The organism is Lysinibacillus sp. NPDC093197 (genome assembly GCF_044754025.1).
GTDB lineage: Bacteria > Bacillota > Bacilli > Bacillales_A > Planococcaceae > Lysinibacillus.
Window position 1 is genome coordinate 682,744 of the sequence record NZ_JBIVOH010000002.1, and the last position, 23,557, is coordinate 706,300.

Annotated in this window: 30 protein-coding genes and 1 riboswitch; of the genes, 6 read left to right on the top strand and 24 right to left on the bottom strand. The window is 34.3% G+C overall.

Features of this window, described 5'->3' with window-relative positions; all coding sequences use genetic code 11:
• Nucleotides 1-253: 253 nt before the first annotated feature.
• From ACIP9G_RS09230 to ACIP9G_RS09245, 4 genes are all read left to right on the top strand, one after another.
• Nucleotides 254-889: a GntR family transcriptional regulator gene (locus tag ACIP9G_RS09230; protein WP_401019088.1), complete on the top strand. Its 636-nt coding sequence runs from the start codon at nt 254-256 to the stop codon at nt 887-889.
• Nucleotides 890-1,164: 275 nt separating this feature from the next.
• Entirely contained in the window at nt 1,165-2,364 is a 1,200-nt protein-coding gene (locus ACIP9G_RS09235; RefSeq protein WP_340825463.1) for a quaternary amine ABC transporter ATP-binding protein, read from the top strand.
• Nucleotides 2,357-3,211, top strand: a complete 855-nt coding sequence (locus tag ACIP9G_RS09240; protein ID WP_340825464.1) for an ABC transporter permease — start codon at nt 2,357-2,359, stop codon at nt 3,209-3,211. The genes ACIP9G_RS09235 and ACIP9G_RS09240 overlap by 8 nt, the downstream gene beginning before the upstream one ends.
• Nucleotides 3,212-3,300: 89 nt before the next feature.
• Entirely contained in the window at nt 3,301-4,176 is an 876-nt protein-coding gene (locus ACIP9G_RS09245; protein WP_401018904.1) for a glycine betaine ABC transporter substrate-binding protein, read from the top strand.
• A 225-nt stretch (nt 4,177-4,401) separates the two neighbouring features.
• Here ACIP9G_RS09245 and ACIP9G_RS09250 read toward each other — a convergent pair whose 3' ends face one another.
• The 14 genes from ACIP9G_RS09250 to ACIP9G_RS09315 all read right to left on the bottom strand — a co-directional run bounded on the left by ACIP9G_RS09250 (nt 4,402) and on the right by ACIP9G_RS09315 (nt 13,731).
• Nucleotides 4,402-4,716: a DMT family transporter gene (locus tag ACIP9G_RS09250; protein ID WP_401018905.1), complete on the bottom strand. Its 315-nt coding sequence runs from the start codon at nt 4,714-4,716 to the stop codon at nt 4,402-4,404.
• The gene (locus ACIP9G_RS09255) at nt 4,716-5,057 is read right to left on the bottom strand and encodes a DMT family transporter (protein WP_173478319.1); all 342 of its coding nucleotides are present in this window, start codon (nt 5,055-5,057) and stop codon (nt 4,716-4,718) included. The genes ACIP9G_RS09250 and ACIP9G_RS09255 overlap by 1 nt, the downstream gene beginning before the upstream one ends.
• 99 nt (nt 5,058-5,156) lie before the next feature.
• A riboswitch (guanidine-I (ykkC/yxkD leader) is annotated at nt 5,157-5,254 on the bottom strand.
• 31 nt (nt 5,255-5,285) lie between these two features.
• A complete protein-coding gene (locus tag ACIP9G_RS09260) occupies nt 5,286-6,431 on the bottom strand; it encodes a PstS family phosphate ABC transporter substrate-binding protein (protein WP_401018908.1) in 1,146 nt (381 codons plus the stop codon).
• 194 nt (nt 6,432-6,625) lie between these two features.
• Complete coding sequence (locus tag ACIP9G_RS09265; protein WP_340825471.1) at nt 6,626-7,066, bottom strand: cell wall hydrolase; 441 nt, start codon at nt 7,064-7,066, stop codon at nt 6,626-6,628.
• A 77-nt stretch (nt 7,067-7,143) separates the two neighbouring features.
• Nucleotides 7,144-7,932, bottom strand: a complete 789-nt coding sequence (locus ACIP9G_RS09270) for a GNAT family N-acetyltransferase (RefSeq protein WP_401018910.1) — start codon at nt 7,930-7,932, stop codon at nt 7,144-7,146.
• 508 nt (nt 7,933-8,440) lie between these two features.
• On the bottom strand, nt 8,441-8,704 hold the full coding sequence (locus ACIP9G_RS09275) for a DUF3953 domain-containing protein (protein WP_401018912.1): 264 nt from the start codon (nt 8,702-8,704) through the stop codon (nt 8,441-8,443).
• A 389-nt stretch (nt 8,705-9,093) separates the two neighbouring features.
• Entirely contained in the window at nt 9,094-9,336 is a 243-nt protein-coding gene (locus ACIP9G_RS09280) for a hypothetical protein (RefSeq protein ID WP_401018913.1), read from the bottom strand.
• A 174-nt stretch (nt 9,337-9,510) separates the two neighbouring features.
• Entirely contained in the window at nt 9,511-10,164 is a 654-nt protein-coding gene (locus ACIP9G_RS09285; RefSeq protein WP_401018914.1) for a hypothetical protein, read from the bottom strand.
• A gap of 167 nt (nt 10,165-10,331) precedes the next feature.
• On the bottom strand, nt 10,332-11,096 hold the full coding sequence (locus ACIP9G_RS09290; RefSeq protein WP_401018915.1) for a DUF4085 family protein: 765 nt from the start codon (nt 11,094-11,096) through the stop codon (nt 10,332-10,334).
• Nucleotides 11,097-11,155: 59 nt separating this feature from the next.
• Entirely contained in the window at nt 11,156-11,785 is a 630-nt protein-coding gene (locus tag ACIP9G_RS09295) for a class I SAM-dependent methyltransferase (protein WP_401018917.1), read from the bottom strand.
• 143 nt (nt 11,786-11,928) lie between these two features.
• Nucleotides 11,929-12,177, bottom strand: a complete 249-nt coding sequence (locus tag ACIP9G_RS09300; protein WP_401018918.1) for a hypothetical protein — start codon at nt 12,175-12,177, stop codon at nt 11,929-11,931.
• Between the two features lie 27 nt (nt 12,178-12,204).
• Nucleotides 12,205-12,750 carry a hypothetical protein gene (locus ACIP9G_RS09305; RefSeq protein WP_401018920.1) on the bottom strand — a complete coding sequence of 182 codons (546 nt, stop codon included), beginning with the start codon at nt 12,748-12,750 and terminating at the stop codon, nt 12,205-12,207.
• A gap of 18 nt (nt 12,751-12,768) precedes the next feature.
• Nucleotides 12,769-13,239: a DinB family protein gene (locus ACIP9G_RS09310; protein ID WP_401018921.1), complete on the bottom strand. Its 471-nt coding sequence runs from the start codon at nt 13,237-13,239 to the stop codon at nt 12,769-12,771.
• Entirely contained in the window at nt 13,240-13,731 is a 492-nt protein-coding gene (locus ACIP9G_RS09315; protein WP_401018923.1) for a GNAT family N-acetyltransferase, read from the bottom strand.
• Between the two features lie 330 nt (nt 13,732-14,061).
• On the opposite strand from ACIP9G_RS09315, the gene ACIP9G_RS09320 reads away from it, so the two are divergent.
• Nucleotides 14,062-14,934, top strand: a complete 873-nt coding sequence (locus ACIP9G_RS09320; protein ID WP_401018925.1) for a DMT family transporter — start codon at nt 14,062-14,064, stop codon at nt 14,932-14,934.
• 52 nt (nt 14,935-14,986) lie between these two features.
• Here the strand turns inward: ACIP9G_RS09320 and ACIP9G_RS09325 are convergent, their stop codons facing one another.
• From ACIP9G_RS09325 to ACIP9G_RS09370, 10 genes are all read right to left on the bottom strand, one after another.
• A complete protein-coding gene (locus ACIP9G_RS09325; protein ID WP_401018927.1) occupies nt 14,987-15,727 on the bottom strand; it encodes an alpha/beta hydrolase in 741 nt (246 codons plus the stop codon).
• Nucleotides 15,728-15,873: 146 nt separating this feature from the next.
• Complete coding sequence (locus tag ACIP9G_RS09330) at nt 15,874-16,785, bottom strand: glycine betaine ABC transporter substrate-binding protein (RefSeq protein WP_401018928.1); 912 nt, start codon at nt 16,783-16,785, stop codon at nt 15,874-15,876.
• Between the two features lie 872 nt (nt 16,786-17,657).
• Nucleotides 17,658-18,113 (bottom strand): GNAT family N-acetyltransferase, encoded by a 456-nt coding sequence (locus ACIP9G_RS09335; protein WP_401018930.1) that lies wholly within the window; start codon nt 18,111-18,113, stop codon nt 17,658-17,660.
• 311 nt (nt 18,114-18,424) lie between these two features.
• Complete coding sequence (locus tag ACIP9G_RS09340; RefSeq protein ID WP_401018932.1) at nt 18,425-18,862, bottom strand: DnaD domain protein; 438 nt, start codon at nt 18,860-18,862, stop codon at nt 18,425-18,427.
• 122 nt (nt 18,863-18,984) lie between these two features.
• Nucleotides 18,985-19,158, bottom strand: a complete 174-nt coding sequence (locus ACIP9G_RS09345) for a hypothetical protein (protein WP_401018934.1) — start codon at nt 19,156-19,158, stop codon at nt 18,985-18,987.
• 40 nt (nt 19,159-19,198) lie between these two features.
• Complete coding sequence (locus tag ACIP9G_RS09350; RefSeq protein WP_401018935.1) at nt 19,199-19,630, bottom strand: hypothetical protein; 432 nt, start codon at nt 19,628-19,630, stop codon at nt 19,199-19,201.
• 151 nt (nt 19,631-19,781) lie between these two features.
• Complete coding sequence (locus ACIP9G_RS09355; RefSeq protein WP_401018936.1) at nt 19,782-20,645, bottom strand: hypothetical protein; 864 nt, start codon at nt 20,643-20,645, stop codon at nt 19,782-19,784.
• 10 nt (nt 20,646-20,655) lie between these two features.
• Nucleotides 20,656-21,609, bottom strand: coding sequence for a DUF2268 domain-containing putative Zn-dependent protease (locus tag ACIP9G_RS09360; RefSeq protein WP_401018937.1), 954 nt, complete (start codon nt 21,607-21,609; stop codon nt 20,656-20,658).
• A gap of 81 nt (nt 21,610-21,690) precedes the next feature.
• A complete protein-coding gene (locus tag ACIP9G_RS09365) occupies nt 21,691-22,212 on the bottom strand; it encodes a GNAT family N-acetyltransferase (RefSeq protein WP_401018939.1) in 522 nt (173 codons plus the stop codon).
• A 212-nt stretch (nt 22,213-22,424) separates the two neighbouring features.
• The gene (locus ACIP9G_RS09370; RefSeq protein ID WP_401018940.1) at nt 22,425-22,790 is read right to left on the bottom strand and encodes a cupin domain-containing protein; all 366 of its coding nucleotides are present in this window, start codon (nt 22,788-22,790) and stop codon (nt 22,425-22,427) included.
• Nucleotides 22,791-22,942: 152 nt separating this feature from the next.
• Between ACIP9G_RS09370 and ACIP9G_RS09375 the strand changes: the two genes are divergently transcribed.
• On the top strand, nt 22,943-23,416 hold the full coding sequence (locus ACIP9G_RS09375) for a YbaK/EbsC family protein (RefSeq protein WP_401018942.1): 474 nt from the start codon (nt 22,943-22,945) through the stop codon (nt 23,414-23,416).
• The last annotated feature ends 141 nt before the right edge of the window (nt 23,417-23,557 follow it).

The following is a 23,557-nucleotide window of genomic DNA, read 5'->3' on the forward strand; positions in this document are numbered from 1 at the left end:
TTCTAAACATTTAGTTGAATTTGCTAATTAAACGCTTCTACTTACATAACTTACTTAACGTAACTTAGTTTATAATAATAACTGAAAACTGTCAATCAACAGCCCTTTTTTATTAAAATATCATATCTTATTAAAAAGCTGTTAAATGATGCTTAAATCATATACTAATAGCTTATGGAGGTGCTATTTTTTCTGTGCAGGCTAGTCTATAATAAGCGGAGGTAGGTTTGTTATGACGAAAGGAAGTTTAAGCATGAACTTAGAAAAAAATGTTCAAGTAAGGCAGCCAAAATACCAGCAAATTGCGGTGGACCTTGCCTCAAAAATTGTAGAAAAAAAATATCAAATTGGTGATAAAATTTATGCAAGATCTTCATTAGCTAGCCAATACAATGTATCGGCTGAAACAGCAAGAAGAGCGATCGCAGTTTTGCAAGATTTAGAAATTGTGGAAGCTTCCAAAGGTAGTGGTGTCATCATTAAATCGTATGAAATGGCGGCACGCTTTGTCCGACAATTCCAAGATGTCCAATCCGTTCATGAGCTACAAAATGAGCTTTTAATAAGTATTCAAAAGCAACAACATGAATTGTTGCATTTACAAGAAAAAACGAAACAACTTATTAGTCGAACGGAACATTTCCGCTCGGTCAATCCCTTTATTCCATATCAAATTGAAATGACTGCTGAAAGTCCTTGTATTCATCAAACTTTGCAAGCATTAAATTTTTGGCAAAATACGTCTAGCACAATAGTCGGGATTCGCCGTGGAAATGAATTATTACTTTCACCTGGACCATATGCTTCATTTGAAGAAGGAGATATTATTTATTTTATTGGCAATGACGAAAGTTTAGGCCGCGTACAGAGTTTTTTATATCCAAATTAAAATCCGCATAAGCGCTGATATAACAGCGTTTATGCGGTTTTTTTCTTATTTAGCGATTTGACAAAAGTAACAACCTTTTGTTAGTGTTAAGTTGTTACTTGTTTATTTTTGGTTATCATTATCCTCAAATAGTGTAATGAAAACGAAACAATTGTCATATGGATTTTCTTTATCCGCTTGATAGTTCGTTTTATAAAAGTAACATCTTCCTACTATTTGAGATTGATATCTCACTGCTTATACAAGTGGGATTAGCGCACGAAAGGAGTGGTTCTATGGAAAAAATAAAAGTAGAACATGTTTCTAAAGTATTTGGTAAACATATTCCCCAAGCTTTAGAACTCGTCAAACAACAAAAAAGCAAGACAGATATTTTAAAAGAAACAGGTGCAACAGTTGGTGTATATGATGCCAGCTTTACTGTAAATGAAGGGGAAATTTTCGTTATCATGGGCTTATCAGGTAGCGGTAAATCAACGCTGATTAGACTGTTAAATCGACTTATCGAACCTACAAGCGGCAATATTTTTATCGATGGAGAAAATATTTCTAAAATGGGGAAAGAAAGCTTACGAACCGCACGACGAAGCAAAATGAGTATGGTTTTTCAAAACTTCGGTTTATTCCCTCACCGTACACTTCTACAAAATACCGAATACGGCCTTGAAGTTAGAGGCATTTCAAAAGAAGAGCGCAAAGCAAAAGCGGAACAAGCTCTTGCAAATGCAGGCTTACTTGCCTATAAAGATCAATATCCAAACCAACTATCAGGCGGGATGCAGCAACGTGTAGGCTTAGCACGTGCACTCGCAAATGACCCAGAGATTTTATTAATGGATGAAGCATTTTCCGCTCTCGATCCTTTGATTCGTAAAGAAATGCAAGATGAATTACTAGATTTACAACGAACATTGAAAAAAACAATTTTATTTATCACGCATGATTTAAATGAGGCGCTTCGCATAGGTGATCGTATTGCCATAATGAAAGATGGTTCCATTATTCAAATCGGGACTGGTGAAGAAATTTTAACGAATCCAGCAAATGATTACGTAAAAACGTTCGTTGAAGATGTCGATCGCTCTAAAGTATTAACAGCTGAAAACGTGATGGTTCGACCTGTCTATGTCAATGTCGATCTTGATGGACCTACAGTAGCGCTGAAAAGAATGCGCCAAGAAACTGTTAGTTTACTGATAGCAGTTGATAAAAATCGACACTTGAAAGGCTTTATTACCGCAGATGACGCACTAGCGGCTGCTAAAAAACAGGAACAAACGGTACATTCGATTGTTCAATCCGAGATGATAACCGTTCCACCAGATATGCTTTTACAGGATATTTTAGGTTTGATTCATAATTCCCCTACTCCTATTGCAGTTGTTAAAGATGAACGCTTACTTGGTGTTCTTATCCGAGGTGTTGTTATCGAAGCACTTTCAACATTCACTGAGGAGGAAGTAACACATGAATAATTTTTTAGACAAAATTCCAACCTTACCACTTGCCCCATGGGTAGAGTCAGCTATGGACTGGTTGACGAGTAATTTTTCAGCGTTCTTTGATGTGATTCAAAAATACGGAAAACTACTCATGAACCAGGTCACTGATTTATTAATTGGCATTCCCGCTATTATTCTCATTTTACTTGTCGTTATTTTAGCGTTTTTCGCTGTAGGCAAAAAATTTGGGCTCGCAAGCTTTACACTAATAGGCCTTTTATTTATTTATAACCAAGGCTTATGGGAACATCTCATGGAAACCACAACGCTTGTTTTATTTTCTAGTATAATTTCTATCATCATTGGTATACCACTTGGTATTTTAATGTCCAAGTCAAGCGTTGCCGAAAATATTATTAAACCGATTCTTGATTTCATGCAAACGATGCCTGGCTTCGTTTACTTAATTCCGGCAGTTGCCTTTTTCGGAATTGGCATTGTGCCAGGTGTATTTGCATCCGTTATTTTTGCCTTACCTCCTACTGTACGTATGACAAATCTAGGGATTCGACAAGTACCAAAAGAATTAGTGGAAGCTGCGGATTCATACGGCAGTACTGCAGGGCAAAAGTTGTTTAAGGTGGAAATTCCGCTTGCTAAATCAACAATTATGGCCGGCATTAACCAAACCGTTATGCTATCACTTTCAATGGTAGTTATCGCTTCTATGATTGGAGCACCAGGACTTGGTCGTGAAGTATTAACAGCATTGCAACGTACACAAGTAGGGAATGGTTTCGTTGCAGGTTTAGGACTCGTGATTTTCGCGATTATTATCGATCGCTTAACTCAAAGCTTTAATAGAAAGAAAGAGCTCTAAAAGAGCATATAGGCAAATACACATAGCGCACTACAGACGTTTTGTGTTTTGCTAGAATGCTAAATATTGAGGAAAGAAAGGAAGATTCGATGAAACTGAAAACATTATCAAAATTAGGGATGGCTTTAGGGCTTGGCTTTATGCTAGCTGCATGTAGTGAGAGCGATTCGACTAAGAATGAGGATTCGAAAGATGTAAATTTAGCCTACGTTGAGTGGGATACAGAAATCGCTTCGACTAACGTTGTCGGTCAAGTTTTAGAAGACTTAGGGTATGACGTTACATTAACACCACTAGATAACGCAATTATGTGGGAAGCTGTTTCAAAAGGTGAAGCTGATGGCATGGTCGCTGCTTGGCTTCCACATACACATGGAACACAATACGAAAAATATAAAAAAGATTTAGACGAGCTAGGTGAAAACCTTGCTGGTGCAAAAATTGGCTTAGTTGTCCCAAGCTATATGGATGTAAATTCAATTGAAGATTTAACAAATGAAGCAGATCATACAATTACAGGAATTGAGCCTGGTGCAGGTATTACGGCGGCAACTGAAAAAGCACAAGAGGAATATGATAACCTTGCAGATTGGAATCTATTAACTTCATCTTCAGGTGCTATGACAACTGCGCTTTCAAAAGCAATTAAAAATAAAGAAGAAATTATCGTTACTGGCTGGTCTCCACACTGGAAATTCGCAAAATATGATTTGAAATATTTAGATGATCCAAAAGGTGTTTATGGCGGCGAAGAAACGATTAATACATTTGTTCGTAAAGGATTAAAAGAAGATCAACCAGACGTATATTCAGTTTTAGATAATTTCCACTGGACATCAGAAGATTTAGAAGCTGTTATGCTAGACATTTTAAATGGTGATGATCCTAAAGATGCAGCAAAAGAATGGATTAAAAATAATCCAGATAAAGTTGCTGAATGGACGAAAGATGTAAAAGAACAATAAGCAAAATTGTTTTTGTGCCTGGCACTTTGTATGGGCACCTAGCTAAATATAAGTTTTCTATTTAGTAAAAATCCACTTCGCTTTCTGCGGACACGATGTAAGCTGCAACCTTCGCTAGCGCGCGGTTTGTTGCGTCTTACATTTCGTGTATTCCCGCAGGAGGCTTCGTGGATTTTTACTTAGTTATACATAAAATAATTTTCAGAATTGTTTGGGTGACTGGCACTAAGATAATAATTTTAAGAAAATGGCGGCTCCTAAAACTAGGGCAATACAAACGATTCGTCGCCAATCTTTAGATTCGTTGAAAAAGAACATACCTAACAACGCTCCCCCTGCTGCCCCAATACCTGTCCAAATGGCATAAGCTGTCCCCATCGGTAATGTTTCCATTGCAAAGGCAAGCCCTAAAAAACTAACCGTAAAAGCCACAATCATTAATACTAAATTTTTTACCGATTTTACATCATTGTATTTACTAATCATAAAAACACCCATCATTTCACAGATTCCAGCGATAACTAATGCTACCCATGCCATTATGCTTTCACCTCTTTATCCTTTGGTTCACCTGTTACAAGCTTCAAACCTACAACACCAGCGAGCAACACGACAATACATAATATTTTAGCTAGCTTCCATGGTTCTCCAAACAGCAAGCTGTCTGCGCATACCGTACCGGCAGTTCCTAGTCCTACGAATACTGCATAGACCGTCCCTACAGGTAAATGCTCTCCAGCCTTAATTAATAAATAAAAGCTAATAAAAATGGCAATAGCTGTTCCAAGCCATTCTAGTATGCTTGTTGCATGCTTTAAGCCAATTACCCAGCCTACCTCAAAAAAAGCTGCAACAAGGACACTGATCCATTGTTTGTTCATTTGTATTCCTCCATTTCGTTATAGATATGAGACACAAAACAGCTTCAAAGTATTGAAGGCAAATTAAAAAAGCCTAAAGAAACACTGTTATTCAACAGTATCTCCCAGGCTTTTATCCTTCCGTGTCACAAAATACATTTTGTGGTTTTCTCTCGGACCAGACTAGCTATCGCTACGGAACCCTAGAAAACTATCATATCTAATTGTCATTTTAGTATAGCAAATAATTTAAAAACTTTCCACTGGTACATAGCCAACCTTTTCAACTAATGCCTGCCCTTCTGGTGACACAATCCATTCAATAAACTGCTTAACATTTTGGTTTTTTGTCCCAGTAGTCACTGCATAAAATTCCGACGTTAGTGGATATGTACCATTTCGAATATTTTCCTTCGTCGGCGCTATACCATCAATGGACAGTAATTGAATTTCTTTATTGCCGACCATTTCTGTCGAGTAATACCTAAACGTAAAACCAATTGCATTTTTATAATTGCGATATTGAGATACCTCATGGATAATACCGCCCATTCCAGATGCTACATCTTCTGCTGGAGCCTCCATTATAGTTTTATCACCCATCATTTTTTCTAATGTCGTCTGACTCCCACTATCAGCTGGTCGTTGGAATGCACGAATAGAATCATTGGCACCTCCAACTTCACGCCAGTTTGTTATTTCTCCAGCGTAAATTTGTTTGATTTGTTCAAGTGATAAATTTTCAACAATATTTTTATGATGGACAAAAAAGACAAATGCTTCTCGCCCTATCGGTGTCATATCAAATGTCAGCCCATTGATCTCCGCTGATTTAATTTGTGACTCAGATGGCGCCGCAGCAAATATGACATCAACATCACCTGAAATTAAATTTTGATAAGCCTCAGGCGTTCGACTTACCTTAACCTCACTATCATAATACGGGTAGTCCTTTTTTGGATATGTCGCTTCCACAAAAGCTGCATATAATGGATACATTGCCGTTGCGCCATCTAAGCGTGGAAGTGGTTCCGCCAATTGTAATGTTGCTTTTTTATCGTTCTTCACGACCTTATTCTGCTCTACGAATGGTTCATAGTTATACTCATTGATTTCTGCATCGACAGTAGCCATACTCATTTTATAGTGATACTTAATCGGTGCAACGGAAGCGAAAATAACAGCAACACCAATAATTGTCGAAAACAATACTTTCCGCTGCCTCGTCTTAAACCATTCAAAAATTAGACATGTAAAGAGTAAAAAAAAGCTAATCGATAGTACGAAAAGAAGATTCAAATAATGAATAGCACCATTTAATAAAAAAGTAAAAGCAATTATTCCAGTAAAAAATAACACACCTATAAACACGAATATGGTTTGCAAAACTCTCATTGCCTTGTCCTCCTCCTTCCTCGAAAGTGTAAAATTACACTATTTATATTTACCATATAAGATTTCAGAGAAAAAGGCAACAAAATTTTGGTAATTAATGTTGTACTCTTCAACGATGAAATAGCAAAAATGCACGAGCGTAATTTACAACAAAAAAAGGAGCTTGCAAAAGCTCCTCAATCCGAAATTGTTATCTATCCAGTGTAAACCCCTTCACATGTATCCGGTGCAGGTTCATAGAAACAATGATTTTTAAATTGACCAGTGAATGGTTGGCCATACCACGTTGGAGGGCACGGAGCATATGGATTAAAGTACCAGAGGGCAAATTTCGCTGGGTGCTGCCTCCAATAATCCAAATTCTGTTTCGCTAATCTTTTCTCAGTTTCCCTAGCTCGTTGATAAAACATATTCCCTTTTTGAACCGCTTCAAAAGAATAGTTTCCGCCCTGTACCTGATAAATAACATCGTCAATTGACCTTAAATCTTTAAAATCTAAACAATTTGATACTAGGCGATTAACAATGACATTTCCAACATACAACATCCCTTGTTTTCCTTCACCTTCAGCTTCTGCTCTCATCATCCTCGCCATTAAAGCGACATCTGCATCACGGTATTTTGCTCTTGGCAATTTAATCACCCCACGATTATTGTATGACAAGAAGGCGAAAATTGTGTCACTGTTAATTAAGAAGAATGCTTTTTAGCTTACCGTTGGACATTTTTGCTATTTTTAAAATAGATGCTATATTTCCTCGCATTTGTAAAACCTAATTTACTACCTAAATTAATGGAAGCACTATTATCAACATCACAATCCCAGCGTGGTTGAATTGTTTCAGCTAGGCAATAATCTATAAACTGTTCAGCTACAATACCCGCTAACCCTTTTCCCCTATAATTCAAGTCGGTCACGATATCTATTTCTGCATATTTTGAAGATTTAAAAATTGAAACGCATTCACTAATTATCTTCCCTCTATCCTTCACACAAAATCCAATTCCATTTTGAATAAAATTATCCGTAGAATCCCAATATTCATCGTAGTATTTTTTATCAAACTCCAAACAATGCTGAATATCCAATGGGTCTATTTTTGCTACATCATACTCGCAATTATCGATTCTTCTTCTACTTTTATATTTCATTGCATCAAAAGAATAAGCATACCTTTGAATTTTCCCTACATGCTTATTAAGGCATTTTTCAATTGCCTGATCCCAAGAAGAATTGCCAGAAAATAATGTAAAACGTTTCGCTTGATTTACAGATGCCTCAAAAAATTTAACAAGCTTCTGTATTAATAGCTCATCTATTGTATGCCCTGTAATATAGTACAATCCTGAATCGGTTTGAATAAGCAATGATTCGTAATCGGCACAATTTGCATAAACAGTTCCTTCTATAGTAGAATCCAACACACTAAATACAAACGTTGGTGCGTCTTCAAGTTTGTTCTTTATTAAACTATAATGCTCTTTTGGTACTAGAATCATTTTGCTATAACTCCTTAATGTATATTTCAAAATACGCAAATACATTTTTTCATAAGATATTTTATTGAATTAATAAACACGGTTAAATTCGAAGGTAAATTGTCCATTAATATAGCGTTAATACGAATAAAAGAATCGATAATGTAAAGCAAATACTCCATAACGAACCAAGTATTTTTTGATTTTTAATATTTCTATTTTGTTATAGTTTTTCTAATAACTGAACTAAATTAATAAACCATAAAAAAGAAAATAACAGCGGTAAAAAAATAAAAAATAAAAAATCCATTGCCTTTCCTCCATCAAACTATTAAAAGTTTCTTTAATTAATAGTTTTCTTTTTTATTCTTTTCCATACAAAGAATAAAATAATCACAACAACTAAAACTCCGATAATACCACACATAAACGGATCAATAACGAAAAAATGGCTATCATGTAACTGATATTGCTCACTCGCTAAATGCATTAAACCATTCCTTTGCTCTCTGTTATAGCAAATCCTCAATCAAACGTTATTATTTAAAATGCCTTGAATGGCAGCGAATAAGATGAATAATGCCGTACATAGAAAGAAGCCACCCCATAATAAATTCTTCGTTCTTTTATATTCTCGTAACCCTATTATTAGGAACATGACACCCATCAATGCGAACATCAATGGGAATAAGTGATAATTTTCCGTAACCTTGACGTAAATACTAATTACCATAACAAGGATTGCAAAAAAAAGTTGCATTAACATCAAAATATCAAACTTTTTTTCTTTCATTTTTTACCTCCCACTTTACTTCCTTCCTCAATATCATTTCATTTTTTACTTTAGTTGGTATTATATTTAGCGAACTTAAAAATTTCGTCCATAAAGGTGAAAAACTCAATTTATCCATTAGCAATATTGCTGACGTCTCAGAGGAATCCGATGCTAGTATAGAAGAGACGACTGCTTCAACAGAAGAAACAGCTAGTCAATTGACGTTGAGATGTGTACTGAAATCCATTTCCAGTACACATCTTTTTTTGTTCATTAGGAAGTATCGGCGATTCTGGCTGTTTTATCGGCGATTTCTCATGACTTACCGGCGATTCACACGGTTTTATCGGCGATTTCTCGTGATTTACCGGCGATTCACACGGTTTTACCGGCGATTCCCCATTCCGTTATTGACCCCAAGGTTGTTCGCCATATCTTTTAAGTGCTACAACTTCACCATCATTATTTTTCAATCGATTATAAACATACTTAATTTTGTATTCGTTGTATTTTTCTAATTCGAGTTTATCGTAATACTTCTTCGATAAAGACAACTCGCGATTATCAATTAACAAATAATGTTCGCCATTTCTTTCTATAATGCTTTGCTCATTAAGTTGATAGGTGCTTTCGATTTGTACATCATTCATAGTGTAAAAACCCACTACAATCAGTCCTACAAAGATGACTAAGAAAAAGATTGTGAATATTTTACTTCTACTCATGTGCATCCACCCCCCATTAACTTTTGTAGTTAATACTTTTACGATTCAACACATGATTAAGTTTCATAAAATAACCAACTATTTACAATTAAAATTGACCTATAGAGTTCGTTTTTTCTCTCCGTCAATTAAATTAACATGAACATTAAATGATGTTCCACTGTCAATATGTTTAGGAACGCCTGATAAATCAAGTAATTCCTTTAAATGAATTGATTTTTCTTGATTTGCTTCGATTGTTATACTATATGGGCCAGCTTCATTCATAAGTGACTCCATTCGTACTCCATCTTCCATGAAATAGGAATCTAAAAATTCTAATTCAAATGACACTGCTTTATTGCTTTTATTATGTAATACAAGGTTACATTCCCCTGTTATTATGTCTTCACTCACATTTTCAAAATTACACTTGCCATTCCCATCGTATGAAATTGCCATAATGCCACTCGCTAATGTTTCTTGGTAAGTCATAATGAGGAACTTCGGTAAAATTGTATATATTATTACGACTATTACTATAGTTCGGAAATGATATTTCTTCATGCCTATAACAAGTAAAATAATAGCAATTAGAAACATAGCAGAACCTATAATTCCAAGCACAATATATCCATCTTGATTGTGAGTAGGAAACGACATGAATGTAGAATAAGCATCTAACATTACATTGTTAGGAAACGGAAAATATAAGTACATGCATATACCTAAAATAACAATTGAACAAATAAGTGCGACTTTATTTCTTATCATTTTAACCCCTCCTTTTAAGACATCTTATCACGAGAAACAATTGCTCTCTTTTACTTTTATTTATTTCTAATTCTCCCCTGCACTATCAGCGATTTCCTTTAGACTGAAACAGTTTAATAAAAGAATATAAGGGCTCTTCTCTAAATCAGAGTAAAGCCCTCATCGAATTATTCATGATTTTTGTTACTTTTAAAGGAAACTTGATCTGCACATATAATAAAGTCAATTAACCCCATTTCGCTATTTTGAAGCAGGACGTGGAACTCGTAATTGTTATTTACTTTATATACTTCGTTATACAACCACCATGAGTCTTCCAATAAACCATCTTGTTTTGTGATTTGATAATTTTCAAAGGTGACTTCCTCTATATCTGTAAACCCACCTGAATTATCAAGGTGTAACGTTAATGACCTGTCATGCTGCACAGATTTTATAATCGTACAATCATGAAATCCAAAGTTTTCAACTATATCTTTTTCAAATGAACTAGAAGCTCCTTTGAAATATTTTCTATATTCGGCACTTGTAGCGGTAACTGACCTTTCATTTTCCTCAGAAAATTTAGTTACCGCGTTTATAACTGTACGAGTTGCTTTATATAAAGCAAAAACTCGTATATCAGCTATCTGATTTAAAATTGTTTCTGGTAATTCGTTTTTTAAACGATGTTGATTATAGATGAAACCATCATGAAATTGTTTAATGGCCAAATTTTTATTAAAAGGTTCATATACGTTTTGATCATCATCGTTTGATTCCAATATAGAAGAAATTTCTTCTTGTAAATTAAGCCAGCTGTTTAACTCGTTATTGTAGAGTTGTTGAAAATATTCTTCTGAAAACGTTTCAGCTTGTTTGTCTTCCTCTATATTCAAATGAAAACTTGTTTTTTGACACAGTTCATACCATTCTTTAGTAAAATATTTCATAGAATCTCGCCTCTCTATCTAATAAAATACGGGCAGCGATTTACAATTTTCTAATGTACTTATAATTCTTTCTCACATTTTATCATTATAAAATTTATAGGAGGTTTATTTTCCGCATGTTTGCTTGGCTCGTCAATTTCTGAAAACTCTACTAGCCCATACTGGCCAAATTCTTGTTTTATGGAGTCTGCATCATAAAAAAACATGTTGACGCCTTCCATTACTTCAAAATAGTCTTTAGCTAATTGTTTGCCCTTTCCAAACATAGGGGCATTTTGTGAAACTGTTGTAAAAATCATATACCCATTTGGCTTTAGCTGATTATAGCAACCTTTAATAAACTTCTCTCGCTCATGTTTATTCAATAGATGAATTAGTGCATAGCAAAATATACCGTCATAAAGTTTATTTTCGAAGGGCATATCGGTTACTGAACCGTGGAAAATATTAATATCAAGCCCATTTTGTCTTGCCAAGTCAATCGCTGTTTGTGAAATCTCGATGCCGGTTACATCGATTCCATTGTCAGTAAAAACCTTTGCATTTCTACCGTATCCAATACCTGGTATCAATATATCTTTAACATTTCTTTCAAGGAAAAAATCCTTTACTACAATTGCTGAGTCTGTCGGTTCAAATCCCCACATTGTTTGTTTTTCTATAAAGCTTGTTTCCCAAAATTCCGTCATATCGTATCTCCTAGCTAGTTTAATTTAGTAAAATTAAGTTTCTCTCAGCTACCACATTAATTCAACTAATTAGCTTTGCTTTACCGTAATCGCTATTGTTCCCCGTTCTTTTTCTTGTTCAGATGAGTAAATTTCATATGTATTCAATAAGATACATTCTTCTTTTTATTTTTGATTAGATAAACAGCCCACCAAACAAATAAATAAAAGAATCCTACAATTACATAAATAGGCCAGTTGAAGCCTTGTTGTAACTGCGTAATAAAATGTTCGAACTCATCCACCCCTTTTTCTCTCCCAATGCTATTGATCATACTAATTATCGGTATAGTCATAGCTAGAATTATCGTAATAATCGATACAATCACTAATTTCTTTTTTACTATACTCAATATTGCCACACCCAATGTTGGCATCAATCAGTTATGTTTAAGTCTGAATTTAAAACGTTTTGTCTTGTAAATATACTTAAGTTGACATACAGTCCAAAGTACAAATAACGCTGCACTTACAGTGAAAAATACAATTGGGAATGCATAAAACCAATCTGGAAAATAGCGATTTACAATATAATATTCCACTGCTTTAAATCCTTCAGTTACATAAAAGAATGTAGTGAGCAAATTCTCTTTATTATCCGCATTGAACGGAAACACATGTTTAGCCTCTTTAAAATCCAAATTTAAATATTGTACATCATGGATGCCGCCTTTTTTGTCAAAAATCGCAATGCTCTCTGACGTATGAAATCGTTCATTAATGGCTTCCAGCGTATGTTCGATGTTTTTAATATCATTGTCGCTAAGGTTTTTTCCATTAAACTCACTAATAAAGTTATTACGAGCATCTCTATAGTTCAATTTAGCAGAATCAGCCAAATTAATACTTATTAATCCCAAAACTAAAAACAACATGAAACCCCAAAATAAATGCTTCGTTTTCTTATTTAAGATAATAAATTTCATATTCATCCCTCCGCTTCACTATTCAAACAATGAAACCTTTAGATCGATTCCATAGCAATGTACAAGCATAGCATGTAATTGTCCTCGGTGATGGTAAATGTGCGCAACGATCTCTAACAACCATTCATAGCGTGAGTATGTTACACCCCAATAAGAGGTCACTTCCTCCTGAAGTTCATCTTCTGTATAATGCATATATTTATCTTCTAAAAAAAGATAATTTTTTATTAACCCCTCTTTCATGTCAGCTAAGTTGTTATAGGTGACACTAGCATAATATTCATCCATCTTTTCTTTGGAAGACCCGTCTGCAATAAGGGCATCTGCTTCACATATCATTGCAATATGCTCTACTAACTCGCCAATGGAATGTTTATTCGGTGTAGGCCTTTTATGCAATTCTTGTTCTGCTAACTTTTCTATCATTTGAACAATTGACGTTACAGCGACTTTGATTTGATGTAGTGCGCTCTTACAATAAATATTCATCTAATCTTCCTTAACTCTAAACACCATTGTCATAGATGTTCCGGATACTTCATATTCTTCAAAACCTAATTTTTTATAAATGTGAATTGCATGGCTATTTTCAAGATCTACACTTAAAGAGATAGATTTATATCCTTCATTAATTGCTTGATCAATTATTGCCTTCATCAACAACGTTCCTATTCCTTTTTCCCTAACCTCTTCAGCTACAGCTATTCCTAATTCAGGCGTATGCCTATCTACAAAGCCATATCCTTTATTACTTTCATTAAACAAGCGATACCAAACAGCACCCACAGGCTGGTTATCCGTATTGAATGCAATTAATGCTGTATCTCCATTTCGCCCCCAGCCTTCATGATATTTTTTAATATGACTTGAGTTAATTAAATCCTCTTTTTTAGGTTTGTTCTCAAAAATATGGATCGATTCATAAAGCATATCGGTCAAAAAATCCAATTCATTTTTTTCAAAAGTTCTAATTGTGACCATGAATATTTCACCCCTGATATTTTTTATATTTTATTTACTTCTATTTATAATGGCTGTTTCCCTTTTATAAATAGAAGAAGTGGTTACTAAGAACATTTATAAATATGCATCAGCATATATATTGTAATATGTATTTAAAAAATTTTAATTATATCGGGAGGGATTTTTTTATGTCATTATCGAAAACAAATATTTGCATTTGGAAGCCATTTTCAACATCACCACCACCGTTTACTCCAGCTGCTCAAGCAGCATTGAACAAGCTTATATACAAAATAGAATAAGAATCTGCGAGATATAAGCTGTTTCGCAGATTCGAAGGAGTAAACGATGAAATCTAAATTTCAGTTTATTTTATCAATGATCATTTTCGGTACAATCGGTTTAATTGTTCGAAAAATTGATCTTGCTTCGAGCGAAAGAGCTTTACTAAGCAGTTTTATAGGTTGCTTATTTTTAACGGTACTCTTCTTTATGATGAAGAAAAAAATATCATGGCATTTAGTGATGGCGAATGCTTCCATATTGCTTTTCTCCAGTATTGCATTAGGTGGAAATTGGATTTTTCTTTACCAATCCTATGACCATACGACAATTGCCAACGCAACACTCGGCTATTACTTTGCACCGGTGTTTGTAATGCTCCTATCCCCAATTATCCTTAAAGAACAATTGTCATTAAAAAAAGTAGTTTGTATTATTGTCGCGATTATGGGATTACTTTTGATTGTAGGTGAAGGTCTGAGTGCATCTAAAACGGATGATCTCCTCGGACTTTTTTATGGATTAATTGCCGCTGCATTTTATGCTACATTATTGTTATTAAATAAATTTATTAAAGAGATGGAAAAACTGGAGCTGACAATTATTCAGCTCGGCACAACTGCTATTTTCCTTATGCCATATGTTTTCTTAACTTCTGGCTTTAGATTGTTTAGTGTAGCGAGTTCTTCCATTCCTTTTATTTTAATTTTAGGGATCTTTAATACGGGGATTGGGTTTTGGTTATTCTTTGCTGGCATGGAGAAACTTAAAGGGCAAAGTATTGCCATGTTAAGCTATGTTGATCCATTTGTAGCTATATTAGTTTCGGCTTTAATACTGCAAGAGCAAATGACGGTGCTTCAAATGCTCGGTGGTACGTTACTGTTAGCCTCAACATTTGTTAGCGAAATAAAATTACTTAAATTTTTAAAACATTAAATATCGTCATACACAGTGGGAAGTATTTATTCCCACTGTTTTTTATTATGAATTACCAAAGTAAATCATTTAAAAATGTAAGAATATCTTTGTTCACTTCATTTTTGTCTATGCCCAATGTCATTAAATGCTTAGAGTTCGGATACCCTTTCATTGTTTTATGCTGTGTCCCGACGTTGTGAAAAATTACATCTGCACTGTCTTTATATAACGGATCATCTAATCCACCATATAAAATACTGATTGGTGACGTTATTAGTGCTAATTTATCCATCGTTTTTTGAATGAGGTGTTGAAACTCCACTAATGAATCGATAGACATATTTTGCAAACGTGTTATTTCTACGTTTATTTGGTCTTCATTTTTTCCTTCAAGTTGTTTATAACCTTTTGCATAATGAAAGACACGCTTTTGGAGAAAAACAGCTTCTCTATGTATTGGCACTGACATTGTCACAACACCAGTTACCTCCAGCTCTTGCGCAACTTTTAATGCAAGTACACCACCAAGAGAAAGGCCAACAACGGCTATTTTTTCATAGCCTTCATCCTTCAACAACTGGTAACCGTCTAGTACATCTTGCCACCAATTTGTCGGTCTAAATGTGAGTAGCTCTTCTGCTGCTAAACCATGTCCTCTGTATAAGGGTGCATAGCAAGTATAATTGTGCTGTTGCAAATACTTCCCTAACTTTTTCATATCAATTGTATTGCTTGTAAAAGAGTGTAATAGTAAAACAGCCTTATCGCCACCTTTATAGAAAAATGGCTTAGGGGGTACTATTTTCATCATTATTTTGAATACCTCACTAACGTAAGCTTAGACTTTCATTAATTAAATTAGAGTATAACATCTATTGTTGATTTAACGACAAGATGAGATAAAAATGAAAAAGGAGAATTCCCTCTTTAGTAGGAAATCCCCCTTTCGTATTGGTGTTATTTCTTCGGCTGTAAATCCTCAATGGAGTCTATATCCATATATTCAGGAACGACAAATCCATTTTTTGTTCCTTTTAAGTTCTCACCTAAATCATCGAAATCATCTTTATATTTTTCATAAAAAGAGCTATGTGTTGTTGGTAACCAAGCGGCTACTGTTGCATCAGCTACGCCTGTAGCTATAGCTTGAAACATAATGGCAGGATCTACTGGTGTAATTGTGACAGTGTATCCGAGTTCTTCAAATACTGCCTGTAGTACACTACTTGAAGCTCTTTCTGAATCCCACGGAGTAGAAGCTAATTCAATTTCTTTTCCACTTACTTTTTTCGCATCTTTTGTCCATTCATTTACCTTTTCTTGGTTTTCTTCTATCCATTTGTCTGCTGCTTCTTCAAATGAACTTGTTTGTGCTTCAAACATTACAGCTTCCATATCTTCTGGTTCCCAGTAAAATCTATCCAGTATTGTATACGCATCAGGTAGGTCTTTTTCTAAGTCTTTACGCGCAAGTGTATTAATATTTTCCGATCCACCTAATGTCCCTTGAGGATCTTCTAAAAATTTTAAATCATAAGATGAAAACATCCAATGTGGTGTCCATCCAGTAATAATAATTGGCTCTTCATTTCGAATAGCCTGCTCTAAAGAACCTAACATCCCAGGTGTTGAACTTTGTTCAAGTTCCCAACCTTTTAAATTATCATATTTCTCTATAGTTTTTTCCGCAAGCTCAGTCAACCCAGCTCCTGGTTCAATTCCAATAATCTTATAATCTACTTGTTCACCTATGCTTGGCGTATTTTCTGATGAATTGCCATTTTCTTGTTTGCTATCTCCATCACCACACCCTGTTAAAAGTAGCATAGTGGCTAGCCCTAAAGTGAGTCCTACCGATTTCAATTTCATCTTTTTCCATCCCCCTAGTTTAAAAACTTAGCGTTTCATCGTCTTCCTAAGAAACCCTTTATTTAATTATTTTTACTCGGCTACCAAAAGTAACAACTTGATTTTATCAACAGGTTGTTACTTTTGTCAAACGACTCCCTTACTAGACATACCCATTTTTGCACATTCACTAACATAATTCTTGACAAAAAGAGCCCTTTAATTGGCTCTCATTTCTTTATTCCAAAAAAATAATAATAGTACATTTATAAGAATCGTTTTTCATAGTATATTTCCATAATTTATTTAATAAATGAAATGAATGAATTAAAATAAAGGTAAAAGTTGGCGAAAAGATTATTCGTTAGGAGAAGTGAGATGTGGAAAGATTTGAATAGAAATTTAATAGCAAATATATTTTTATTTATGGGAAGCATTTTATTATTATTAAAATTAATATTTGTAATGGGGTATTTTCACGAGGTTCGAGTAAACTATGGTACTTATATTGATGTATATATAATTTTCTTTTTCATAGGTGTCATCTTGAAATCAATAGGAAAGAAGAAAGTGAAATCACGATAGAATTATCCTTTAAATTTTACAGTAATCTCACCCACTAGTAATCGTTTAAACTAGAAAGAATATGATCATTAGTATTAATTATCTTTCCAAATGATATTGTTGATAGATAGAAGTCATCCACTTCGTGAGCAGGAAAGATTTTTTTAAGTACTTTAAAGCACTGTTAAGAAGTTGATGTAGTTGATTGAATATTGTTGCCAACGTAAGCAACGGAAAAACACTACTCCTTTTGTTCTTTTAACTTCTATTGGCACAATAAGAAAGGACCAATAAATGGTCCTTTCTTATTGCAATATTTAATTAACCTGTCACTCGGTAAGATATTTTATTACTGCCATTTCCTTACCGAACCGGTGACCTTCATTAATAAATCCTATACTCGCATATAAATTATGTGCACCCAAATTTTCAGGATGATAACCTACAATAACTTTTTTTGAATTAGGTAATTTAGCCATCTCTGTAAGCATTAATTGAGTTGCTGCTTTACCGATACCCTTGCCTTGGAATTTCTTATCCACCATTATTCTATACACCCAATAACCATCAAGTTCTTCTTGAACAGCATTATACATTAAAAAGCCGACTACTTTTTCATTTAAATAAATAGCATATGGCTTTAAAGTAGGCTCAAACTTTGACTGAGCTATTGATATGGCATTGGATTCGATGTATTTTTTTTGTTCTGTTGCTATCTCTAATTCACAGCAGTCGTACCAGTTTTCTGCATTTAATTCTACGATTTTCACATTTTCTTTAATCATAATTTTCCCCTTTCAAAATGCGGGGAAACGCCAATGTTAATAAGTCGTTATCCCCTTATAGCCATTAATTTTATAAAATCTCGTATTTGTCATAATGAACGCCTCCTCTAACTACGACTACCTAAAATTATAACTATAAATTTTCGGCTTTTTTATTATACCATTTTTTTCAAAAAAATCCTTTTTAGCATAAATTGTAGAAATAAACTACGTTACACATTAAAATAGAGCCAGCTAATTTGCTCAACAGTTTTTAAGTAAGAACCCTGTTAATTCAAAATGGATATGTTGGAGAAAATATTTTGAGGACTTTAGTTTTTCCATTCTTTCCTAACAAATGCCATTGCGCTTTCAATCGTTGAGACATTCTTCTTGAGCCAACTTTCACCCATTTCTCTTACTAATGAGTGAATAAACCCTATTTTACTAACAATTTTTACATAATCCAGTAATACATTTATAACACCATCATTTAACCCCAACTCTTGTAAATCCTTAACCAGTTCTATATCATCCTGAGAAACAACACCATTGAGATTTTTAAGATAATCAATTGGTGTCGAAGAAAGAATCTTTTTAATATACCATTCTTCGTAACTCATTCCTGTTTTAGCTTTAAATCTTTCTTCGCCTTTTGCATTCCATTCCTCAATTGTTATCCCATGTACTTCTTTAAATCGTTCTTCAGTAGTCGTGCCGTATATTTCTTTGCTAATTATTTTCTTATATCGTTTTTTATCATTACTCATCTATTTCACCCCATTTCGACCGTATTTTCTTCTTAAGCTAGCCCACTCGTTAGTTCAAGCAAGAAAAAAGAGCTGCCGTAGCAACCCAATAAACTATCATTAACGCCCCTTGATTGAAAAGCTTATTTTCCTTTTAATTGTTTGGCATTGATAAAAAAGGTAGATCCAATTAAAAATAGGCCTAAACAAACGAACATCGATATTCCCGAATATTTATCATTAAATATTGTAGTGTTTACCAAAATAACTACCATCATTAGTACCAGTGTTACATATAAGCCTTTAATGTGTTTCACAAGTAAAACCTCCTCATAGTTAAAGAGAGCTCGCATATTGTTAAAGATTTTTTCTAGATTGCGTAAAGATAATAAAACCTACAATTAAAATCGCAAAAATCCCTAAACCTTTATAAGCATATTGGTTGTAACTTTTACGGTAAGTATACTCGCCTTCTCTAATTGCTTTTAAATATTGACCATTCCCTATGTGGATTGCAATTGCAGTATCTGTATCTATTCCATCAATTGAATAATATTTCGTTCCTTTTGGATATGCATTTGAAAAGTTGCCTTCATATTGTTCCATATCTGAATACTTTGTAACTTCACCAATTTCTTTATTAATCTTTTCTACATATTCATCACTAATTACATAAATATAATCATCCCAAACAACGAAAGGATATGCCCAGCTTGTTGCCTTTGCTTTACACGGAAAAAATGAAAAGACCACTATCGCAGTAAATAATATAAGTTTTGAATACCTCAAGTATTACACTCCCTCAATATATTTACTGATTTGACGATTAAAACTTAATTTAGTTACAAATAATTCCAAAAACACAAATGTTCATCACTCAGCCTTCTATTAGTAAAAAAGAGCTGCCGTAGCAACTCATTTGTCGTTAAATACACAATTATTATAAGTATTTTCTCCACTCTTGCCATGCTCCTAAGTAAGCATCTAGGTCGTGTGGATGTACTTGAATACATACGCCAATACGTGTGTATAACTGAAAAAGCACCTCGTCCACAAGTCGTTCCTTCGAAAATGAAGAATCGCTATTCCACAACGCAAACGATGACAAAAGTGTATTCATAGTTAAGCTATCCGGTGAAGAGCAAAAAGCATAGGTAAAATCATAAATTTTTGGTCCAATTAGCGGTGACGGATCTATAACACCGTTGATTTTATTATTCAAAAATACAAAATTGTGAACACCCGTATCTCCATGTAAATAATACTTCTCTTCTTGGGTATGATGAGCACTTAATTTTTTTACCAACATCCCTACTCTTATATGGTCATGTATTGGTAGTTTGTCTTCTATGCTCTTTTGAGCAAATGCTAAACTTCTCTCATTAAATTCTGACCAATATTTTCTATGTAGTCCATTGACCCTTCCCCATGGAATGTCTTTGTTTACTCGTTGGTATGTATTAAATAACTCTTTTATTAAAACTTCCATCCATTTCAATTTAGACCCTCGATTAACATGTGTTTCTCCAGAAATATAAGAGTAGACAATAAATTCTTTGTTTACGTCTGTATAAAGAACATCAGGCAATAGCTTTACATCACGATATGCGGATAGAAAATCATTAGTTGCAGTAATAATGGCTGGGTTATCTATTTTTATTACAAAGGTCGGCGTATTGTTAATGCTGAGCGTAAATAATACGCCATTCGTCGTTCCGCTTTTTAACGTTTTTAATGTTAGACGATCGTTACTTATCAAACCTTTATTTATTAGTATTTCAATGACTTCATTTATTTTCTCCATCTTCGATCCCTCATTGATAATGTTCGAGGTAATTGCCCTTTTCAAATATTTCCTTTGCGCTTAGGGCAGTCCATTCCTCAGGTGTTACATCTGGGTGTAATTTAAGATAGGATTTAACCATTTTATAGCCCTCACTGTAACCATATGAAGATGGTAGGTCATCCCCTCCAAAAATAATTTCTTGTGACCGCTTAAAGTTAGTACTATCTAAATCTCCTACAACTTTTGACCAATTTTCACTGTCGTATGCAGAGTACAATATATTATCATAATAATCATTAGGATAAACTAATTTACTAAACATAACTGCCTTTCCTTCAAATATTAGGTTATCCAAAATAGTAAAACGTGCATCTTTAGGTAGGTACTTCTCAGTCCAAATACTATGATGATATTCGTGAGATATGCTAATTCTCATATCTTCTTCGGTATAATTTTTATTGTATAGCACTATAATTTTCCCCGCCCCCACCGTTACCATATATGCGTATACATTAGTGGCAGGAAAAACACATACATTCGTTTCTTTTTCGGACGGAATAAGGTCTGAAGATTTGAAAAGAGCTTCTTTTATAAGCTTTTCTGTTTCTTCCCTATTAATTTTTTTACTTAATAATTGATTTTCCGTTAATTGGTCTGGCGCTACATTAAGTGCATAATGTGCCATATGAAGATATTCGCCATTGTCAAAACAATCACTATAGATTGGTTCAATAACCTCTTCTTTATAAATTTCTTGTTTTGATTGGTTTGGGTTACTTTCAACCTTATCTTGATAGTTGTCATAAAGTTTATAGGCATTGATTATTTTATACTTTTGCTTTGTTTGAGGGTGTTCAAAAGATGTAACGATACTTTCAATATCTTCTTTTTTATGTGATTCCTCTGTTTGTGTACAGGAAGCAAGCGTTAGAATTGTGCATATTAGTATAAATGCTGTAACTATTTTCGGTAATTTTATCAATAAAACACAGCCTTCCTAAAAACTTATATTTTAAATAAAGTTTACCATATTTTTCATACTTAAGAAAATCTTGTGTGGAAATTAAAATATGTTCCGAATATCTGCCCACCCGTAAACAAGTTCATCTAGTTTTTTGCCAGCAATCTGAATTTTAACAGTATCTATTTTTTTCCCGCCAAGTGCTTCATAAAATCGATGAAAACTATTATCTTTCAAGACAAGCACAAGCATAGAACGCAATCCCATTGCTTTAATTTCTTCTACGATCGCTGTAACAAGTGCTTTCCCAATCCCTTGCCCTTGGCATTCTTTCAAAAGATAAATGGCATATAGCTCCCCTTCAAACTCAATATATTTACCGCTTCTTTCTTTACCGCCAGAAGAAAAACCAATAATTTGTCCTTCATTATTTTCCGCTACAAATACAGCGTCATTTGAAATATTCTTTATCCATAGCTGTTCTCGATTTTCATACGATAAATTTATTAAGTATTCGTCAGGAACGATGTTAGCATATGTTGTTCTCCAACTGTCTACATGTACTTTTGCTATTGCTTTCGCATCTGGTTCGGTTGCTTTTCTAATTGTAAAATTTTTATCCATACGATACGTTCACTCCAATGGAGGTTGATATGTTCTCATAGTAGTGATTTGCACAGGTTTTGTGGCGATTTGACCACGGTTATTGGCGATTCCCTGGGTTTTATCGGCGATTTGCTCCCGGCTATCGGCGATTCCCTGGGTTTTATCAGCGATTTGCTCCCGGCTATCGGCGATTCCCTGGGTTTATCGGCGATTTCCTCCGAGCTATCACTTTAAATCCACACATCGTTTTCTGCCGTCATTCCGCTATTTGTTTCACCTGTATTAACAACGCCTCTAGGTTCCACTAGCATTATTTGGCATTCCTGTTCAGCATAAGGCTTATGCTCCACGCCCTTTGGAATTACATACATTTCTCCTTTAGATAGTTTGACCTCTCCATCACGAAATGCGATCACCATTTCCCCATCCAGTACAATAAATACCTCATCTGTCTCACGATGTTGATGCCATACAAAATCACCTTGAATCTTAACTAATTTAAACTGGTAGTCATTCATTTCACCAATAACTTTAGGGGACCACTGCTCATTAAACTTTGATAACTTTTCACTTAAATTAATAGGTTGATACTCCATGTAATTACCTCCTTTTTTTCCTTATATTATATTTTAGCAGATATTCCCGAATTTTAATTTCGAATTTTCAATCTTTTTAACATTAGCAATTCGCGTCCTTAAATTCTGAAAATTATGTTAAAATAAATTAAACTGCAAGGAGGTTTTTATATATGGCAATTGAAAAAGTACGCGAGCATTTCGCACAATGGAATTTACAGCATAAAATACAGGAACTGAATGAAAGCTCTGCAACTGTTGAAATGGCAGCACAGGCACTTGGCTGTGAACCAGAACGAATCGCTAAAACACTATCGTTTCTAGTGAATGATGGTGCCATTTTGATTGTAGCTGCGGGTGATGCCAAAATTGACAATGCGAAATATAAAGCTATGTTTGAAACGAAAGCGAAAATGCTTGCAAAGGAAGAAGTCAACGAACGAATTGGGCATGATATCGGAGGGGTTTGCCCGTTCGGTATTAATGAAGGGGTTGCTGTTTATTTAGATGAATCACTCAAACGTTTTGCAACGGTATTTCCAGCTTGCGGCAGCAGCAATTCCGCAATTGAACTTACCATTCAGGAGCTAGAAGCGTATACACCTTATCAGCAATGGATTGATGTTTGTAAAGGTTGGAACGATTAATAAACTAAATACTGAAACTAAAAATCCACAAAGTCTCCTGCATAAAAGGAAACTTTGTGGATTTTTTTAATTTAGCCTACTGACAGCTAGCAAAAAAGAAATCAAATATTGAATCTTAATACCGTCATACCTCTAGGCTAC

Bases quoted from the DNA above. Each gene is read 5' to 3' on its own strand.
- ACIP9G_RS09230 (WP_401019088.1), top strand. From the start codon at position 254: ATGAACTTAGAAAAAAATGTTCAAGTAAGGCAGCCAAAATACCAGCAA.
- ACIP9G_RS09235 (WP_340825463.1), top strand. From the start codon at position 1,165: ATGGAAAAAATAAAAGTAGAACATGTTTCTAAAGTATTTGGTAAACAT.
- ACIP9G_RS09240 (WP_340825464.1), top strand. From the start codon at position 2,357: ATGAATAATTTTTTAGACAAAATTCCAACCTTACCACTTGCCCCATGG.
- ACIP9G_RS09245 (WP_401018904.1), top strand. From the start codon at position 3,301: ATGAAACTGAAAACATTATCAAAATTAGGGATGGCTTTAGGGCTTGGC.
- ACIP9G_RS09250 (WP_401018905.1), bottom strand. From the start codon at position 4,716: ATGGCATGGGTAGCATTAGTTATCGCTGGAATCTGTGAAATGATGGGT.
- ACIP9G_RS09255 (WP_173478319.1), bottom strand. From the start codon at position 5,057: ATGAACAAACAATGGATCAGTGTCCTTGTTGCAGCTTTTTTTGAGGTA.
- ACIP9G_RS09260 (WP_401018908.1), bottom strand. From the start codon at position 6,431: ATGAGAGTTTTGCAAACCATATTCGTGTTTATAGGTGTGTTATTTTTT.
- ACIP9G_RS09270 (WP_401018910.1), bottom strand. From the start codon at position 7,932: ATGATTCTAGTACCAAAAGAGCATTATAGTTTAATAAAGAACAAACTT.
- ACIP9G_RS09275 (WP_401018912.1), bottom strand. From the start codon at position 8,704: ATGAAAGAAAAAAAGTTTGATATTTTGATGTTAATGCAACTTTTTTTT.
- ACIP9G_RS09280 (WP_401018913.1), bottom strand. From the start codon at position 9,336: ATGAATGATGTACAAATCGAAAGCACCTATCAACTTAATGAGCAAAGC.
- ACIP9G_RS09285 (WP_401018914.1), bottom strand. From the start codon at position 10,164: ATGATAAGAAATAAAGTCGCACTTATTTGTTCAATTGTTATTTTAGGT.
- ACIP9G_RS09290 (WP_401018915.1), bottom strand. From the start codon at position 11,096: ATGAAATATTTTACTAAAGAATGGTATGAACTGTGTCAAAAAACAAGT.
- ACIP9G_RS09295 (WP_401018917.1), bottom strand. From the start codon at position 11,785: ATGACGGAATTTTGGGAAACAAGCTTTATAGAAAAACAAACAATGTGG.
- ACIP9G_RS09305 (WP_401018920.1), bottom strand. From the start codon at position 12,750: ATGAAATTTATTATCTTAAATAAGAAAACGAAGCATTTATTTTGGGGT.
- ACIP9G_RS09310 (WP_401018921.1), bottom strand. From the start codon at position 13,239: ATGAATATTTATTGTAAGAGCGCACTACATCAAATCAAAGTCGCTGTA.
- ACIP9G_RS09315 (WP_401018923.1), bottom strand. From the start codon at position 13,731: ATGGTCACAATTAGAACTTTTGAAAAAAATGAATTGGATTTTTTGACC.
- ACIP9G_RS09320 (WP_401018925.1), top strand. From the start codon at position 14,062: ATGAAATCTAAATTTCAGTTTATTTTATCAATGATCATTTTCGGTACA.
- ACIP9G_RS09325 (WP_401018927.1), bottom strand. From the start codon at position 15,727: ATGATGAAAATAGTACCCCCTAAGCCATTTTTCTATAAAGGTGGCGAT.
- ACIP9G_RS09330 (WP_401018928.1), bottom strand. From the start codon at position 16,785: ATGAAATTGAAATCGGTAGGACTCACTTTAGGGCTAGCCACTATGCTA.
- ACIP9G_RS09335 (WP_401018930.1), bottom strand. From the start codon at position 18,113: ATGATTAAAGAAAATGTGAAAATCGTAGAATTAAATGCAGAAAACTGG.
- ACIP9G_RS09340 (WP_401018932.1), bottom strand. From the start codon at position 18,862: ATGAGTAATGATAAAAAACGATATAAGAAAATAATTAGCAAAGAAATA.
- ACIP9G_RS09355 (WP_401018936.1), bottom strand. From the start codon at position 20,645: ATGGAGAAAATAAATGAAGTCATTGAAATACTAATAAATAAAGGTTTG.
- ACIP9G_RS09365 (WP_401018939.1), bottom strand. From the start codon at position 22,212: ATGGATAAAAATTTTACAATTAGAAAAGCAACCGAACCAGATGCGAAA.
- ACIP9G_RS09370 (WP_401018940.1), bottom strand. From the start codon at position 22,790: ATGGAGTATCAACCTATTAATTTAAGTGAAAAGTTATCAAAGTTTAAT.
- ACIP9G_RS09375 (WP_401018942.1), top strand. From the start codon at position 22,943: ATGGCAATTGAAAAAGTACGCGAGCATTTCGCACAATGGAATTTACAG.